The organism is Herbiconiux gentiana, from assembly GCF_024978135.1.
GTDB classification, from domain to species: Bacteria; Actinomycetota; Actinomycetes; order Actinomycetales; family Microbacteriaceae; genus Herbiconiux; species Herbiconiux gentiana.
On record NZ_JANTEZ010000003.1, the window covers coordinates 436,922 to 450,531 of the forward strand.

Genomic DNA, 13,610 nt, shown 5'->3' on the forward strand with positions numbered 1-13,610 from the left:
CTACTCCGACTCGGCGCCTTCGGGGTCGGCGTGCTCGGGGTCGATGATGGCCGGGTCGCCGCCCGGCCGCACCTCGGCGTCGTCGCGCACGTCGATGCGGGTGGTGCCGTCGGCCGTCGTCGAGACGTCGATCCGGGGGGCCGCGTCGGCCTCCGTCGCGTCGGGGGCACTGGTGAGCTGGTCGTGACGCTTCTCGGCGTCGGTGGGTTCGCGCATGGGCCAAGTCAACCCCGGGGGGCGGATGCGCGCACGGGGGCGGCCCGCGCATCCGCTCGTCGACGCCCCTCGTGACCCCCGAACGCGGTACCAGATCTCACAGCATCCGTTCACATGCCCGCAATCAGGCTGTCGCTGAGGCGACGTAACCTGTCGTCATGCCTTCGACGACGAGACGTCGCCGGAGGCGACGCGACTCCAGCCGCTACTACGTGAACCCGCAGCGCGATCAGGCGCTGCGCGTCGGCAAGGTCGTGCTCGTGGTGGTGATGGGAATCGTCGCCGTCGGCCTCGCCGTCATGGCGATGTACGGCGACCGCCTCCTCAGCTGAACCGTCACCTCAGCGACACGAACCGCCGAGCGACTCGCCGAGCGACCCGCTGGGACGAGCGGATGTCGTGGGGCCGGCCACGGGACTCGAACCCGTAACCCCCGCTTTACAAGAGCGGTGCGCTACCAATTGCGCCAGGCCGGCTGGGGTGGAACACCTCACAGTGTAGCGAGGCGCCGGGTATCAGCCCGCGGTGGGCGCGGGGGTCGGCGTCGCGGTGGAGTACGCCTCGCCCGAGACCTGCACCACGAAGGCGCTGAACGCGTCGGGGTCGGTGAGCGAGCCGGTGTACTTCTCGCCGTTCACGAGCACCGTCGGGGTGCCGGTGACCTTCGCCTCGTCGGTGTCGGGCAGCGGGCCCTCGAGCGCACGGGAGGTGGCGTCGGCCACCCAGCCGCGGAAGGTGGTGTCGTCGATGCACGACTCGATGTCGCCCTGGGCGCTCACCTTCGCCTCGCCGGCCAGGTCTTTCAGCTTCTGGTTGTCGAGGCCCTCGGTGTTCTCGGCCGGCTGGTTCTGGAACAGCAGCGAGTTGTAGTCCCAGTACTGGTCGGGCGAGTAGTTCGCCACGCAGGCGGCGGCGTTGGCCGCGCGGGTGGAGTACTTGGTGCCGAGCGAGGAGCGGTCGAGGATCGACAGCGGGTGGATCTCGACGGTGGCGGCGCCCGACTGGATCCACTCCCCCATCTGGGTGTTGTTCGTGGCTTCGAACTGGCCGCAGTAGGGGCACATGTAGTCGAGGTAGACGCGGATGTCGACGGTGCCGGAGGCCGGGTCGTTCACGGTGGGCACGGGGTCTTCGCCCGCGGCGAGGGCCGGGGTGGTCTCGGCGACGAAGCCGGTGGTGATCTGGATGCCGTCGCTCGCCATGTTCTGCGGGCCGGGGCCGGCGGGGCGGATGGTCGACACGATCACCAGGGCGACACCGACGATGATGGCGATGACGACCACGCTGAGCGAGGAGATCAGGATGGCGCGGTTGCGCACCTCTTTCTTGCGCTGCTCCTCGCGGAGCTGCTTCGCCTTCTCCCGGGCGGCCTCACGTCGCTGGTTCTTGGACTGACGATCTCCGGATCCGTCGATGGTCATGCGTGTTGACTCCGTGTGATGGTGTGCGAGTGCGGCCTGGCAGGACGGCCGGCGACCACTCAAGGATAGTAGGAACCCAGTCTGGGAACTCGCCACAGGGTCGCTGAACGCCACAGCTGTGCGAGAATGACCGGTGGACCTTCACCGTCGAAGGCCCGGTTCCATCCATCACAACGGATCGTCCGGCACGTACCTGCCGGTGAAGGAGAAATGAACATGGCATCTGTCACTTTCGACAAGGCGTCCCGCGTCTACCCCGGCGCCACCCGCGCCTCGGTCGACAAGCTCGACCTCCAGGTCGCCGACGGCGAGTTCCTCGTGCTCGTCGGCCCCTCCGGCTGCGGCAAGTCCACGTCGCTGCGCATGCTCGCCGGCCTCGAAGAGGTCAACGAGGGCCGCATCCTGATCGGTGACCGCGACGTCACCGACATCCCGCCGAAAGACCGCGACATCGCGATGGTCTTCCAGAACTACGCGCTCTACCCGCACATGACCGTCGCCGAGAACATGGGCTTCGCGCTCAAGATCGCCGGCGTCGGAAAAGACGAGCGGGCCGCCCGCGTGCTCGAGGCCGCCAAGCTGCTCGACCTGGAGCCCTACCTGAGCCGCAAGCCCAAGGCCCTCTCGGGTGGTCAGCGTCAGCGCGTCGCCATGGGCCGCGCCATCGTGCGTCAGCCCCAGGTGTTCCTGATGGACGAGCCGCTGTCGAACCTCGACGCGAAGCTGCGCGTGCAGACCCGCACCCAGATCGCGTCGCTGCAGCGTCGCCTCGGCGTCACCACGGTCTACGTCACCCACGACCAGACCGAGGCGCTCACCATGGGCGATCGCATCGCCGTGCTGAAGGACGGCCTGCTCCAGCAGGTCGGAACCCCGCGCGACCTGTACGAGAAGCCGAACAACGTGTTCGTCGCCGGCTTCATCGGCTCGCCGGCCATGAACCTGTTCCACGCCGACCTGGCCGAGAACGGTGTGAAGTTCGGCACTTCGGTCGTGCCGGTCGACCGCGAGACCCTGGCGAGCACCACGGGCACGAGCGCCACCATCGGCGTGCGTCCCGAGGACATCGTGCTCTCCTCGACCCCGGGCGAGGGCCTCGAGGTCACGGTCGACCTGATCGAGGAGCTCGGCGCCGACGGCTACCTCTACGGCCACTCCGAGATCGAGGGCAAGCGCACCGACATCGTCACCCGCGTCGACGGCCGTTCGCACCCCTTCGTGGGCGACAAGGTGTACCTCACCGCCGCTCCGAACCACGTGCACCTGTTCGACCTCGAGACGGGCGAGCGCATGGGCAACAAGGCCGTCGTCTGACCTGCCCCCATCTGAACGACGCTGCCGTGGCTCCCAGGGGCCACGGCAGCGTCGTTTCCCCACGACGAGACGGATGACCCCATGACGACCTCCCTGAACATCACCTCGGCCACCGCCGACCCGGCGCTGCTCGACCTGCCGTGGCAGCTGCCGCTCGACGACTGGGCCGACGAGTACATCGCCGCGCTGCCCAAGGGCATCTCCCGCCACCTCGTGCGCTTCGCGCACCTCTCGGGCCACGTGATCGCCATCAAGGAGACCACCGACGAGATGGCCAAGCGGGAGTACGAGATGCTGCGCACCCTGCAGCGCCTCGACGTGCCCTGCGTCGACCCGCTTGCCGTCGTCACCAACCGACGCACCGACGACGGCGACGTGCTGAACTCGGCCCTCGTCACCCGGCACCTGAAGTTCTCGCTGCCCTACCGGGCCCTGTTCTCGCAGCAGCTGCGCCCCGACACGGCCACCCGCCTCGTCGACGCCCTCGCCGTGCTGCTCGTGCGCCTGCACGTGATCGGCTTCTTCTGGGGCGACGTCTCGCTCTCGAACACTTTGTTCCGGCGCGACGCCGGCGCCTTCGCCGCCTACCTCGTCGACGCCGAGACCGGTCAGCTCTACGACGGGCTCTCGAACGGCCAGCGCGAGAACGACCTCGAGATCGCCCGGGTGAACATCGCCGGCGAGCTGATGGACCTCGAGGCCGGCGGCCGCATCGACGAGGAGCTCGACCCGATCACGGTCTCGAACGGCATCGTCGCCGCCTACCGCTCGCTCTGGAAGGAGCTCACGGGTTCCGAGTCGTTCTCGAGTTCCGAGCGCTGGCGCATCAACGAGCGCGTCGACCGCCTGAACGACCTCGGCTTCGACATCGAGGAGCTGGCGATCAAGACCACCGAGGGCGGCACCACGGTGCGCATCCAGCCCAAGGTGGTGGATGCGGGGCACCATCAGCGCCGTCTGCTGCGCCTGACCGGGCTCGACGCCCAGGAGAACCAGGCCAGGCGGCTGCTGAACGACCTCGACTCCTACACGGCGAAGTACGGCCGCAAGGCGTTCGACGAGGAGATGCTCGCGCACGAGTGGCTGGCGAAGGTGTTCGAGCCGGTCATCCGCGCCATCCCCCGCGACCTCAAGGGCAAGCTGGAGCCGGCGGAGATCTTCCATCAGCTGCTCGAGCACCGCTGGTACATGAGCCAGGCGCAGAACCGCGACGTGCCGCTGGCCGAGGCCCTGTCCTCCTACGTCGAGGACATCCTGCGCCACCGACGCGACGAGGCCACCGTGATCGAGCCCCCGACCGGGGCGATCACGATGGCCATCGAGGTGCAGGACGCCGCCTCCGACGACGAGGACTGGCGCCTGAAGGTCTAGCGAGCCGCGCTACTTCAGCGCCCGCTGCCTCGCGATCTCGTAGAGGGTGACCGAGGCCGCGATGCCCGCGTTCAGCGACTCGGTGCCCGAGGAGATCGGGATCGAGACGATGGCGTCGCAGGTCTCGGTGACCAGGCGCGACAGCCCCTTGCCCTCGTTGCCCACGACGATCACGATCGGGCCCGAGGCGAAGTCGAGGCCCGGCAGGTCGACGTCGCCGCCGCCGTCGAGGCCCACCACGAACACGCCGGCGGCCTTGAACGCCTTGAGGGTCTGGGTGAGGTTCGACGCCATCGCCACGGGGGTGCGGGCGGCGGCGCCGGCCGAGGTCTTCCAGGCCGAGGCCGTGACGCCCACCGAGCGGCGCTGGGGCACGATCACGCCCTGGCCGCCGAACGCGGCGGTCGAGCGGATGATCGCCCCGAGGTTGCGCGGATCGGTGATGCCGTCCAGTGCCACGAACAGCGGCGTCTTGCCCTGACGCGTGACCTGGTCGAGCAGGGTCTCGGGGTGCGCGTACTCGTACGGCGGCACCTTGAGGGCGAGCCCCTGGTGCACCGCGTCGTGACCGGACAGCCGGTCGAGCTCGGGGCGCATGACCTCCATCACGGGGATGCCGCGCTTGTTCGCCAGCGACAGCGCCTCCTTGACGCGCTCGTCGACCTCGACGCGGAAGGCCACGTAGAGGGCGGTCGCGGGGATGTGCGCGCGCAGCGCCTCGACCACCGAGTTACGGCCGGTGACCATCTCGCTGTCGTCGGCCTTCTTCACGCGGCGGGCCGGCGCGGTGCGCGGAGCATCCTGGCCCCGCTCGCTCGACGAGCGCGCACCGGGGCGACCCTTGCCGCCGGCCGCGGCGAAACGGTCGCGGGCGGCCTTGGCCTTGCCGGCGGGGTGGTACGGGCGGTCCTCCGCCTTGGGCGTGGGCTTCTTGCCCTCGAGCGCCTGGCGCCCCTGCCCGCCCGAGCCGACGGCGCGGCCCTTGCTGCTCTTGCGTACGGCTCCGGCCCTCGAGGGGCGTGCCGATCCTGATTTAGCCATCGAGACTCCAGTGCGCGCCCGTGGGCGTGTCTTCTATCGAGATCCCCGCTTGTCCGAGTTCGTCCCGGATGCGGTCCGCGGTGGTGAAATCGCGGCTCTTGCGTGCCGTCTCCCGGTCGGAGACGAGTCGTTCCACGAGCGTGCCGAGCGCGCGCTCGGCCCCGCTGTCGGTTCGGGAGGCCCACTCGGGGGCCAGGGGGTTGATGCCGAGCACCTCGGTCATGGCGAGCACCTGGCCGAGCAGCGTGGCCGCCTCGGCGAAGTCCTCGTCGTCGAGCGCGGCGTTGCCGCGGCGCACCGTCTCGTGGATGACGGCCAGGGCCTGCGGCACACTGAGGTCGTCGTCCATCGCCTCGCGGAACTCGTCGGGGACGACCAGCACGGCGGTGCCCTGGAAGCGAGTGCCCTCGAGGCGGCGCTCGGCTCGCTCGAGGAAGCCCTCGATGCGCGACACCGCGGCCTCGGCCTCCTCCAGCGCACCCTCGTGGTACTCGAGGGTGGAGCGGTAGTGGGCGGCGCCGAGATAGTAGCGCAGCACCACCGGGCGGGCGGAGGCGATGAGCTCGGCCGCGAAGATCGAGTTGCCGAGCGACTTCGACATCTTCTGTCCCGTCACCGACACCAGGCCGTTGTGGATCCAGAGATTGGCGAACGGGTCGCCGGCGGCGTGCGACTGGGCGAGCTCGTTCTCGTGGTGCGGAAAACGCAGGTCGAGGCCGCCGCCGTGGATGTCGAACTGCGCACCGAGATACTTCGTGGACATCGCCGAGCACTCGATGTGCCAGCCCGGACGGCCGGCGCCCCAGGGGCTCGGCCAGGAGGCCGACTGCGGCTCACCCTGCTTGTGCCCCTTCCAGAGGGCGAAGTCGCGCACGTCGCGCTTGCCGCGCGAGTCGGAGTCACCCGCCGGGGCCATGTCGTCGAGCTTCTGCCGGGTGAGCTCGCCGTACGACGGCCACGACGCGGTGTCGAAGTAGACGTCTCCCGTGTCGTCGTCGGTGGCGTAGGCATGACCGTTCGCGATCAGGCGCGAGATGATCGCCTGCATCTCGGTGATGGAGGCGGTGGCCCGCGGCTCGTAGGTGGGCGGCAGCACGCCGATCGCCGAGTAGGCCGCGGTGAACTCGAGCTCGACGCGGTAGGCCAGCGCCCACCACTCCTCGGTCGTGCCCGCGGCGTTCATCAGGATCTTGTCGTCGATGTCGGTGACGTTGCGCACGAAGGTGACCACGTAACCGCTGTGATCGAGCCAGCGCCGCAGCTGGTCATAGACCAGGGCCGAGCGCAGGTGCCCGATGTGCGGGGACGACTGCACGGTCGGACCGCACACGTAGATGCCGACCCGGCCCGGAACGATGGGCGAGAAGTCGGTGAGCGCGTGGGCCTTCGAGTCGTAGAGTCGGATGGTCACCCCCACAGTTTAGAGGGCCGCCCCGCTCAGTAGCTGCGTGTGACGCCCAGCACGAGGGCCGTCGCGACGGCCGTCAGCCCCTCGCCCCTCCCCACGGCGCCCAGCCCGTCGGTGGTGGTCGCCGAGACGCTGACCGGGGCGCCGAGCACCGCCGTCAGCAGCGCGTCGGCCTCGGCCTTGCGGGGCGAGAACCGGGGGCGGTTGCCGATCAGCTGCACCGAGACGTTGCCGACGCCGTACCCGTGCGCCGCGAGGATCTCGCGGGTGCGGCGCAGGAAGACCTCGCCGTGCGCTCCGGCGAGCTCGGGGTCGGCGGTGCCGAAGCGGCTGCCGAGGTCGCCCAGCCCGCTCGCGCCGAGCAGGGCGTCGCAGATGGCGTGCGCGACCACGTCGCCGTCGCTGTGACCGGACAGGCCGCGCTCCCCCGGCCAGAACAGGCCGGCGAGCCAGAGCTCCTCGCCCTCGTCGGTCGAGAAGGCGTGGGCGTCGACACCCACGCCCGTGCGCATGGTGGGGCGGCTGCGGCGCAGCAGGTCGTCAGCACGGTCGAGGTCGTCGACGGTGGTGATTTTGAACGAGCGGCTGTCGCCGGCGACCACCGACACCGGATGCCCCGCCTCGCGCAGCACGGCGGCGTCGTCGGTGAAGTCGCCGCCGGCCAGACGGTAGGCCTCGGTCAACTGATCGAAGGGGAACCCCTGCGGGGTCTGCACCGCGGTGAGGGTGGAGCGGTCGACCGTGTCGCGCACGGTGCCGTCGGTGGCCACACCCTTGATGGTGTCGGTGACGGGCAAGCCGGGGATGACCCCGTGGCCGGTGGCGCGCACGGCCTCGATGACCCGGTCGAACACCTCGACCGGGGTGAAGGCGCGGGCCGCGTCGTGCACGAGCACGATGTCGGTGCCCTCGGGAACCGCGGCGAGACCGGCGGCCACCGACTGCTGCCGGGTGGCGCCGCCCGCGACCACGACCGCCGGCAGGTGGTCGAGCGGCTCGAGGGACTCGGTCGCCTGCTCCACCAGCGCCTCGGGCACCACGAACACGGCCAGCGAGAGATCGGCCAGCGCCCGGAGGGGCTCGATGCACCACGACAGGATGGTGCGCCCGCCGATCTCGACGAATGCCTTGGGCCGGTTCAGACCGAGGCGCGTGCCGGAACCGGCCGCGACGACGATGACCGCGACCGAGGAGTGACCCGGCACCTCTAGGAGGCCAGGACCTCGTCGAGGACGAGCGACGCCTTCTCCTCGTCGGTCTTCTCGGCGAGCGCGAGCTCGGAGATGAGGATTTGACGGGCCTTCGCGAGCATGCGCTTCTCGCCGGCCGAGAGGCCGCGATCCTGATCGCGGCGCCACAGGTCGCGCACGACCTCGCTGACCTTGATCACGTCGCCGGAGGCGAGCTTCTCGAGGTTGGCCTTGTACCGGCGCGACCAGTTGGTGGGCTCTTCGGTGAACGGCGCGCGCAGCACCTCGAACACCTTGTCGAGACCCTCGCGACCGATGACGTCGCGAACGCCGACCAGGTCGACGTTGTCGGCGGGCACCTCGATCGTGAGATCGCCCTGCGTGACACGGAGCTTCAGGTAGATCTTCTCTTCGCCCTTGATGACCCGGGTCTTCACCTCGGAGATCGTTGCGGCTCCGTGGTGGGGGTAAACGACAGTCTCGCCGACCTCAAAAAGCATGTATGGATGTCCTTCCGTGACCTCTAGGATACCACAGCGGGCATGTACTAAGGGTGCCCTAACCAACCCCCCGCCGTCGCCGCGTTGTAGGGTGAAGTCAAAGCGTCTACGCCTCTGGAGGGTCTTGTGAGAGCTCGGTTCGCGGCATCCGTTCTGACGGCCGCACTCGTCGTCACCGGCACGGCCGGGTGCGCCTTCATCACGCCCCAGGTCACCGGTGAGATCAAGCAGGTCACCGACGGCGTCAACACCACCATCGGCGATGTCGACGTGCGCAACGCCACGCTGATCAGCGAGACCGGCGAGCTCGCGAGCCTGCTGGTCTCGTTCGTCAACAACACCGACCAGCCCCAGTCCGTCACGGTGCAGTACGAGAACGGGTCGACCGGTGAGCGCGTCACCCAGCAGGTCGAGCTCGAGGGCGACGCCGACAACATCGGAACAATCACGAGCTTCGGCGGCGCCGACTCCGAGCAGATCCTGCTCGACGACGTCTCCGTGCCCGGCAGCCTGTTCCCGGTCTACTTCCAGTACGGCGACGCCGAGGGCGTGCAGCTGATGGTGCCGGTGCTCAACACCTCGCTGCCCGAGTACGACGGCCTCGCCCCCACTGCGACCCCGACGCCGACGCCCACCGTGGCCCTCCCGACGCCCACCGTGGTGCCGACCCCCGACGCCACCGGCACCGGGACCGGCACCGAGGGCACCGAGGGCCAGTAGCCCCCGGGGCCTCAGGCCTCGAACCGGTAGCCCAGTCCGCGCACCGTCACCAGCAGCGTCGGCTCCGACGGCGTCTTCTCGATCTTCGAGCGGATGCGCTTGATGTGCACGTCGAGCGTCTTGGTGTCGCCGAAGTAGTCCGAGCCCCAGACCCGGTCGATCAGCTGCCCGCGGGTGAGCACGCGCCCGGCGTTCCGGAGGAGCAGCTCGAGCAACTCGAATTCCTTCAGCGGCATGGACACCTCGGTGCCGTCCACCGCGACGGTGTGGCGCTCGACGTCCATCGACACGGGGCCGGCCTTCAGCATCGGCTCCGCCGCGTCGAGCACCTCAAGCTGGCGCCGCATGACGGCCCGGATGCGCGCCAGCAGCTCCCGCGTCGAGTACGGCTTGGTGACGTAGTCGTCGGCGCCGAGCTCGAGGCCCACGACGATGTCGATCTCCGAGTCCTTCGCGGTCAGCATGATGATCGGCACCGACGAGCGGGTGCGGATCTCCCGGCACACCTCGGTGCCCGGGATGCCCGGGATCATCAGGTCGAGCAGGATGATGTCGACCCCACCGCGGTCGAACTCGCTGAGCGCGCTCGGGCCGTCGGGGGCGACGGTCACCCCGTAGCCCTCGCGACGCAGCAGGTAGCTGAGCGGCTCGCTCAGCGCGGCTTCGTCTTCGACCAGCAGGATGTGGGTCATCGCTTCTCTCCTTGCAAGGCGGCTGCGGAGTTCGAGGCCTCCGGCAGCCGGATGGTGAACGTCGAGCCCTGGCCCATCTGCGACCAGGCCCGGATGTCGCCGCCGTGGTTCTGCACCACGTGCTTGACGATGCTGAGGCCGAGACCGGTGCCGCCCGTGTTGCGCGAGCGCGCCTGGTCGACCCGGAAGAACCGCTCGAAGACGCGGGGCAGGTCGTCCTCGGGGATGCCGATGCCCTGGTCGGTGATCGAGAGCTCGACGACCCCCTCCTCCAGCCGCACGCCGATGCCGATGCGCGAGCCGTCGGGCGAGTACTGGATGGCGTTGGCGATGAGGTTGTTGATCGCCAGCGTGAGCAGTGTCTCGTCGCCGTCGACCGCCACGTGCTTCTTGCCGCCGACCGCGAGGGTCATGCCGCGGGCGTCGGCAGCGACGTGGTTCTGGTCGACCGCGGTCGAGATGATGCCGTCGAGGTCGAGGCGCTTCGCGGTGCTGAGCACATCCGTCGCCTGGAGCCGGGAGAGCTCGATGATCTCGCGGGTGATCTGGGAGAGGCGCGTGGCCTCGGTACCCATGCGCCGGGCGAAGCGGCGCACCTGCTCGGGGTCGTCGGAGGCCGGCTCGAGCGCCTCGGCGAGCAGGGAGATGGCGCCGATCGGCGTCTTCAGCTCGTGGCTGATGTTCGCGATGAAGTCGCGGCGGGTCTCCTCGAGCCGGTAGGAGTCGGTGCGGTCGTCGGCGAGCACCATCACGTAGCGGCTGCCGAGCCGGGCGACCCGCACGTCGAGGTGGATCAGCGCCTCGCCGAACGGCCCGCGGGCGAGCGTGACCTCCTGGTCGACGGGCTCCCCCGTGCGCCGCACCCGGGCGACGAGTTCGTCGATCTCCGGATGCACGAGCACCTGGTTCGACACGAGACCGTAGGTGTAGGCGGCCGCCGAGGCTTTCACCACGTTGTTCGAGGGGTCGAGCACGAGGCCCGCCGACTCGATCGCGTCGATGACCTGGTCGACCCCGTCGGGGACGGCGCTCGAGGTCGCGGCGACGGCATTGCTCCCGCGCCGCTCGGCGACGTGCAGGAGGGCCATGAAACCTGCTCCGACGACCAGGCCGAGTGCCACGGACAACAGCACCAACCAGCCTGTTTCCATGCTCACTACACTAGTGAGTCCGATCGGGGCCAGACTGGGCTCGAGGGCCAGAGGGGCGTCGCTTCGGCGACTGTTCAACTGACCGGCACCTGACGTTAACCTGGCCCCGCGAGGATGGAGCCGTCGCCTGCCGATCGCGGCGGTGCGCCGCGCGCACGCGTGGTCCCTGTCCGACGTGTCCGCCGTACCCAAGAAAGGACCACACGCATGCGTGAGGTATTCCAGCAAGAGCTGCGCGAGGTTCAGGATCGTCTCGTCGAGATCTCCGAGCTCGTCACGGTCGCCATCACGAACGCCACCGCCGCGTTCAACGAGTCGAACGTCACCCTGGCCGAGAAGGTCATCGCCGAAGACCCCAAGATCGACGCGCTGGCCTCGAGCCTCGACGAGCTGGCCATCAACATCCTCGCCCTGCAGCAGCCGGTTGCCCGCGACCTGCGCATCGTCGTCACCGCGCTGCGCGTGAGCGCCTCGCTCGAGCGCATGGGCGACATCGCCGAGCACATCGCCCAGCTGGCGCGCTACCGCTACCCCGACAAGGTCGTGAAGAAGAGCCTGCGCCAGACCTTCGCCGAGATGGGCCGGCTCGACGTCGAGATCGCGAAGAAGCTCACCGTGCTGCTGAAGACCGAGGACATCGCCCTCGCCGACGAGATGCGCAACGACGACGACGCGATCGACGAGCTGCACGTGAGCGTGTTCGACGCCGTGCTCGGCGCGCACTGGAAGGGCGAGGCGGTCGACACCGTCGACGTCACCCTTGCCAGCCGGTACCACGAGCGCTTCGCCGACCACGCGGTCTCGATCGCCAAGAAGGTGCAGTACCTCGCCACGGGCGAGTGGGTCGGCTCCAACAACGCCTGATTCACCTCCCGTTCACGAAGAAGCCCCGGCCGCGTCAGCGGGCCGGGGCTTCTTCGTGTTCAGGCGAACCGGGCGGGGCTACTTCTTGCCCTGGGCGGCGACGGCCGCGGCGCCCGCGGCGGCGGCCTCCGGGTCGAGGTACTCGGCCGGGGCGACGGGCACGAACGACTCGTCGAGGCGGTAGACGAGCGGGATGCCCGTGGGGATGTTCAGCTCGGCGATGTCGTCGTCGCTGATGCCGTCGAGGTGCTTCACCAGGGCGCGCAGCGAGTTGCCGTGCGCGGTGACGAGCACCGTCTTGCCGAGGGCGAGGTCGCCCTGGATGTCGCTCTCCCAGTAGGGCAGCATGCGGTCGATGACATCTTTCAGGCACTCGGTGCGGGGCACGGCGTCACCGAGGTCGGCGTAGCGCGGGTCACCGACCTGCGAGTACTGGTCGTCGTCGGCGATGGGCGGCGGCGGCACGTCGAAGGAGCGGCGCCAGGTCTGGAACTGCTCGGGGCCGTACTCGGCGAGCGTCTGCGCCTTGTCCTTGCCCTGCAGCGCGCCGTAGTGGCGCTCGTTCAGGCGCCACGAGCGCTTGACGTCGACCCAGAGGCGGTCGGCGACCTCGAGCGCGAGGTCGGCGGTCTGGATCGCACGGGTCAGGCGCGAGGTGTACAGCACGTCGGGCAGCAGCCCCGACTCGGCGAGCAGCTCGCCGGCGCGCTTGGCCTCGGCGACGCCCTGCTCGCTGAGCTTCACGTCGACCCAGCCGGTGAACAGGTTCTTCTGGTTCCAGTCGCTGTTGCCGTGGCGCAGCAGGATGAGGGTGTAGGGCTCTGTTGGCATGGCTCCATCCTATCCAGGGGGCCCGCTCGCCCATCCAGGGGGTCCGGACGGGCATCCGCTCGTGCTTGGATGGACCCATGCCGATCGGTGCCGTCACCCGCGGGACGACGGGCACCAACCGCCTGCGTCGCGTCGACCGCTTCATCGGCACGCTGCCGGTGCTGCGCCGGAGCGCCGATCCGCTCGTGGTCGACCTCGGCTACGGGGCGAGCGGGGTGACGGCGTTCGAGCTGCAGGCGCGGCTCGCCGGTGTGCGGCCCGAGGTCGAGGTGATCGGCTTCGAGATCGCTCCCGAGCGGGTGGCGACGGCGACCGCCCAGTTGAAGGACGTGCGCGACGGCCGCACCCCGTTCGACCGCGACGCCCGCGTGTCGTTCGCCGTCGGGGGCTTCGAGGTGCCGCTGCCGTCCGGTCGCGACGCCGCGGTGATCCGCGCGTTCAACGTGCTGCGCCAGTACGATGAGAGCGCCGTGCCCGATGCCTGGCAGCGGATGCTCGGCCGGCTGCAGCCCGATGGGCGCCTCGTCGAGGGCACCTGCAACGAGGTGGGCCGGGTGGCGAGCTGGGTGACGCTCGCGCCCGAGGGGCCGGAGAGCTTCACGGTGTCGTTGCGGCTGGCCGGGCTCGAGCATCCGTCGATCGTCGCGGAGCGACTGCCCAAGGCACTGATCCACCGCAACGTGCCGGGCGAGAACGTGCACCGCTTCCTGGCCGACCTCGACCGGTTCTGGCAGCACAACGCCGGGATCGGCAGCTACGGACCGGTGCAGCGCTGGGTCGCCACCGTCGGGGCGATGGCCGACGCCGGCTGGTCGGTGCGCACGCCGGCCCGGCGACGACGGCTGGGCGAGCTCACGGTCGACTGGGCCGACGTCGCACCGCTGCGCTGAG

General features: G+C 69.8%; 15 protein-coding genes and 1 tRNA gene. 6 read left to right on the forward strand and 10 right to left on the reverse strand.

What is annotated here, in order from left to right; genetic code table 11:
* Positions 1-216, reverse strand: coding sequence for a multidrug transporter (locus NVV95_RS09155; RefSeq protein ID WP_259486233.1), 216 nt, complete (start codon positions 214-216; stop codon positions 1-3).
* Positions 217-374: 158 nt separating this feature from the next.
* Here NVV95_RS09155 and NVV95_RS09160 point away from each other — a divergent pair, with 158 nt between their 5' ends.
* Positions 375-548 (forward strand): hypothetical protein, encoded by a 174-nt coding sequence (locus NVV95_RS09160; protein WP_259486234.1) that lies wholly within the window; start codon positions 375-377, stop codon positions 546-548.
* Between the two features lie 68 nt (positions 549-616).
* Here NVV95_RS09160 and NVV95_RS09165 read toward each other — a convergent pair.
* A tRNA-Thr gene (locus NVV95_RS09165) sits at positions 617-692 on the reverse strand.
* 39 nt (positions 693-731) lie between these two features.
* A complete protein-coding gene (locus tag NVV95_RS09170) occupies positions 732-1,637 on the reverse strand; it encodes a DsbA family protein (protein WP_259486235.1) in 906 nt (301 codons plus the stop codon).
* Between the two features lie 216 nt (positions 1,638-1,853).
* Between NVV95_RS09170 and NVV95_RS09175 the strand changes: the two genes are divergently transcribed.
* Together NVV95_RS09175 and NVV95_RS09180 are read left to right on the forward strand one after the other, a co-directional pair.
* Positions 1,854-2,951 (forward strand): ABC transporter ATP-binding protein, encoded by a 1,098-nt coding sequence (locus NVV95_RS09175; protein WP_259486236.1) that lies wholly within the window; start codon positions 1,854-1,856, stop codon positions 2,949-2,951.
* Positions 2,952-3,032: 81 nt separating this feature from the next.
* Positions 3,033-4,322 carry a DUF4032 domain-containing protein gene (locus NVV95_RS09180; protein ID WP_259486237.1) on the forward strand — a complete coding sequence of 430 codons (1,290 nt, stop codon included), beginning with the start codon at positions 3,033-3,035 and terminating at the stop codon, positions 4,320-4,322.
* Positions 4,323-4,331: 9 nt separating this feature from the next.
* Here NVV95_RS09180 and rlmB read toward each other — a convergent pair whose 3' ends face one another.
* Genes rlmB through NVV95_RS09200 form a run of 4 tightly spaced genes read right to left on the reverse strand, consistent with a single transcriptional unit; the run spans position 4,332 to position 8,461 of the window.
* Positions 4,332-5,363, reverse strand: coding sequence for a 23S rRNA (guanosine(2251)-2'-O)-methyltransferase RlmB (gene rlmB / locus NVV95_RS09185; RefSeq protein WP_259486238.1), 1,032 nt, complete (start codon positions 5,361-5,363; stop codon positions 4,332-4,334).
* On the reverse strand, positions 5,356-6,774 hold the full coding sequence (gene cysS / locus NVV95_RS09190) for a cysteine--tRNA ligase (RefSeq protein WP_259486239.1): 1,419 nt from the start codon (positions 6,772-6,774) through the stop codon (positions 5,356-5,358). The genes rlmB and cysS overlap by 8 nt, the downstream gene beginning before the upstream one ends.
* Before the next feature lie 26 nt (positions 6,775-6,800).
* Complete coding sequence (gene ispD / locus NVV95_RS09195; protein WP_259486240.1) at positions 6,801-7,976, reverse strand: 2-C-methyl-D-erythritol 4-phosphate cytidylyltransferase; 1,176 nt, start codon at positions 7,974-7,976, stop codon at positions 6,801-6,803.
* A gap of 2 nt (positions 7,977-7,978) precedes the next feature.
* Positions 7,979-8,461: a CarD family transcriptional regulator gene (locus NVV95_RS09200; protein ID WP_066040922.1), complete on the reverse strand. Its 483-nt coding sequence runs from the start codon at positions 8,459-8,461 to the stop codon at positions 7,979-7,981.
* Positions 8,462-8,587: 126 nt separating this feature from the next.
* On the opposite strand from NVV95_RS09200, the gene NVV95_RS09205 reads away from it, so the two are divergent.
* The gene (locus tag NVV95_RS09205) at positions 8,588-9,181 is read left to right on the forward strand and encodes a hypothetical protein (RefSeq protein WP_259486241.1); all 594 of its coding nucleotides are present in this window, start codon (positions 8,588-8,590) and stop codon (positions 9,179-9,181) included.
* Positions 9,182-9,192: 11 nt separating this feature from the next.
* Here the strand turns inward: NVV95_RS09205 and NVV95_RS09210 are convergent, their stop codons facing one another.
* Together NVV95_RS09210 and NVV95_RS09215 are read right to left on the reverse strand one after the other, a co-directional pair.
* Positions 9,193-9,873, reverse strand: a complete 681-nt coding sequence (locus tag NVV95_RS09210) for a winged helix-turn-helix domain-containing protein (protein WP_173183516.1) — start codon at positions 9,871-9,873, stop codon at positions 9,193-9,195.
* Positions 9,870-11,024: a sensor histidine kinase gene (locus NVV95_RS09215; protein ID WP_259486473.1), complete on the reverse strand. Its 1,155-nt coding sequence runs from the start codon at positions 11,022-11,024 to the stop codon at positions 9,870-9,872. The genes NVV95_RS09210 and NVV95_RS09215 overlap by 4 nt, the downstream gene beginning before the upstream one ends.
* A 207-nt stretch (positions 11,025-11,231) precedes the next feature.
* On the opposite strand from NVV95_RS09215, the gene phoU reads away from it, so the two are divergent.
* Positions 11,232-11,888 carry a phosphate signaling complex protein PhoU gene (gene phoU / locus NVV95_RS09220; RefSeq protein WP_259486242.1) on the forward strand — a complete coding sequence of 219 codons (657 nt, stop codon included), beginning with the start codon at positions 11,232-11,234 and terminating at the stop codon, positions 11,886-11,888.
* Between the two features lie 78 nt (positions 11,889-11,966).
* Here the strand turns inward: phoU and NVV95_RS09225 are convergent, their stop codons facing one another.
* Positions 11,967-12,719: a phosphoglyceromutase gene (locus NVV95_RS09225; protein ID WP_259486243.1), complete on the reverse strand. Its 753-nt coding sequence runs from the start codon at positions 12,717-12,719 to the stop codon at positions 11,967-11,969.
* Positions 12,720-12,796: 77 nt separating this feature from the next.
* Here NVV95_RS09225 and NVV95_RS09230 point away from each other — a divergent pair, with 77 nt between their 5' ends.
* Positions 12,797-13,609, forward strand: coding sequence for a class I SAM-dependent methyltransferase (locus tag NVV95_RS09230; RefSeq protein ID WP_259486244.1), 813 nt, complete (start codon positions 12,797-12,799; stop codon positions 13,607-13,609).
* The last annotated feature ends 1 nt before the right edge of the window (position 13,610 follow it).

Bases quoted from the DNA above. Each gene is read 5' to 3' on its own strand.
- NVV95_RS09170 (WP_259486235.1), bottom strand. From the start codon at position 1,637: ATGACCATCGACGGATCCGGAGATCGTCAGTCCAAGAACCAGCGACGT.
- NVV95_RS09215 (WP_259486473.1), bottom strand. From the start codon at position 11,024: ATGGAAACAGGCTGGTTGGTGCTGTTGTCCGTGGCACTCGGCCTGGTC.
- NVV95_RS09230 (WP_259486244.1), top strand. From the start codon at position 12,797: ATGCCGATCGGTGCCGTCACCCGCGGGACGACGGGCACCAACCGCCTG.
- NVV95_RS09175 (WP_259486236.1), top strand. From the start codon at position 1,854: ATGGCATCTGTCACTTTCGACAAGGCGTCCCGCGTCTACCCCGGCGCC.
- NVV95_RS09155 (WP_259486233.1), bottom strand. From the start codon at position 216: ATGCGCGAACCCACCGACGCCGAGAAGCGTCACGACCAGCTCACCAGT.
- NVV95_RS09180 (WP_259486237.1), top strand. From the start codon at position 3,033: ATGACGACCTCCCTGAACATCACCTCGGCCACCGCCGACCCGGCGCTG.
- phoU (WP_259486242.1), top strand. From the start codon at position 11,232: ATGCGTGAGGTATTCCAGCAAGAGCTGCGCGAGGTTCAGGATCGTCTC.
- NVV95_RS09160 (WP_259486234.1), top strand. From the start codon at position 375: ATGCCTTCGACGACGAGACGTCGCCGGAGGCGACGCGACTCCAGCCGC.
- rlmB (WP_259486238.1), bottom strand. From the start codon at position 5,363: ATGGCTAAATCAGGATCGGCACGCCCCTCGAGGGCCGGAGCCGTACGC.
- NVV95_RS09210 (WP_173183516.1), bottom strand. From the start codon at position 9,873: ATGACCCACATCCTGCTGGTCGAAGACGAAGCCGCGCTGAGCGAGCCG.
- NVV95_RS09225 (WP_259486243.1), bottom strand. From the start codon at position 12,719: ATGCCAACAGAGCCCTACACCCTCATCCTGCTGCGCCACGGCAACAGC.
- NVV95_RS09200 (WP_066040922.1), bottom strand. From the start codon at position 8,461: ATGCTTTTTGAGGTCGGCGAGACTGTCGTTTACCCCCACCACGGAGCC.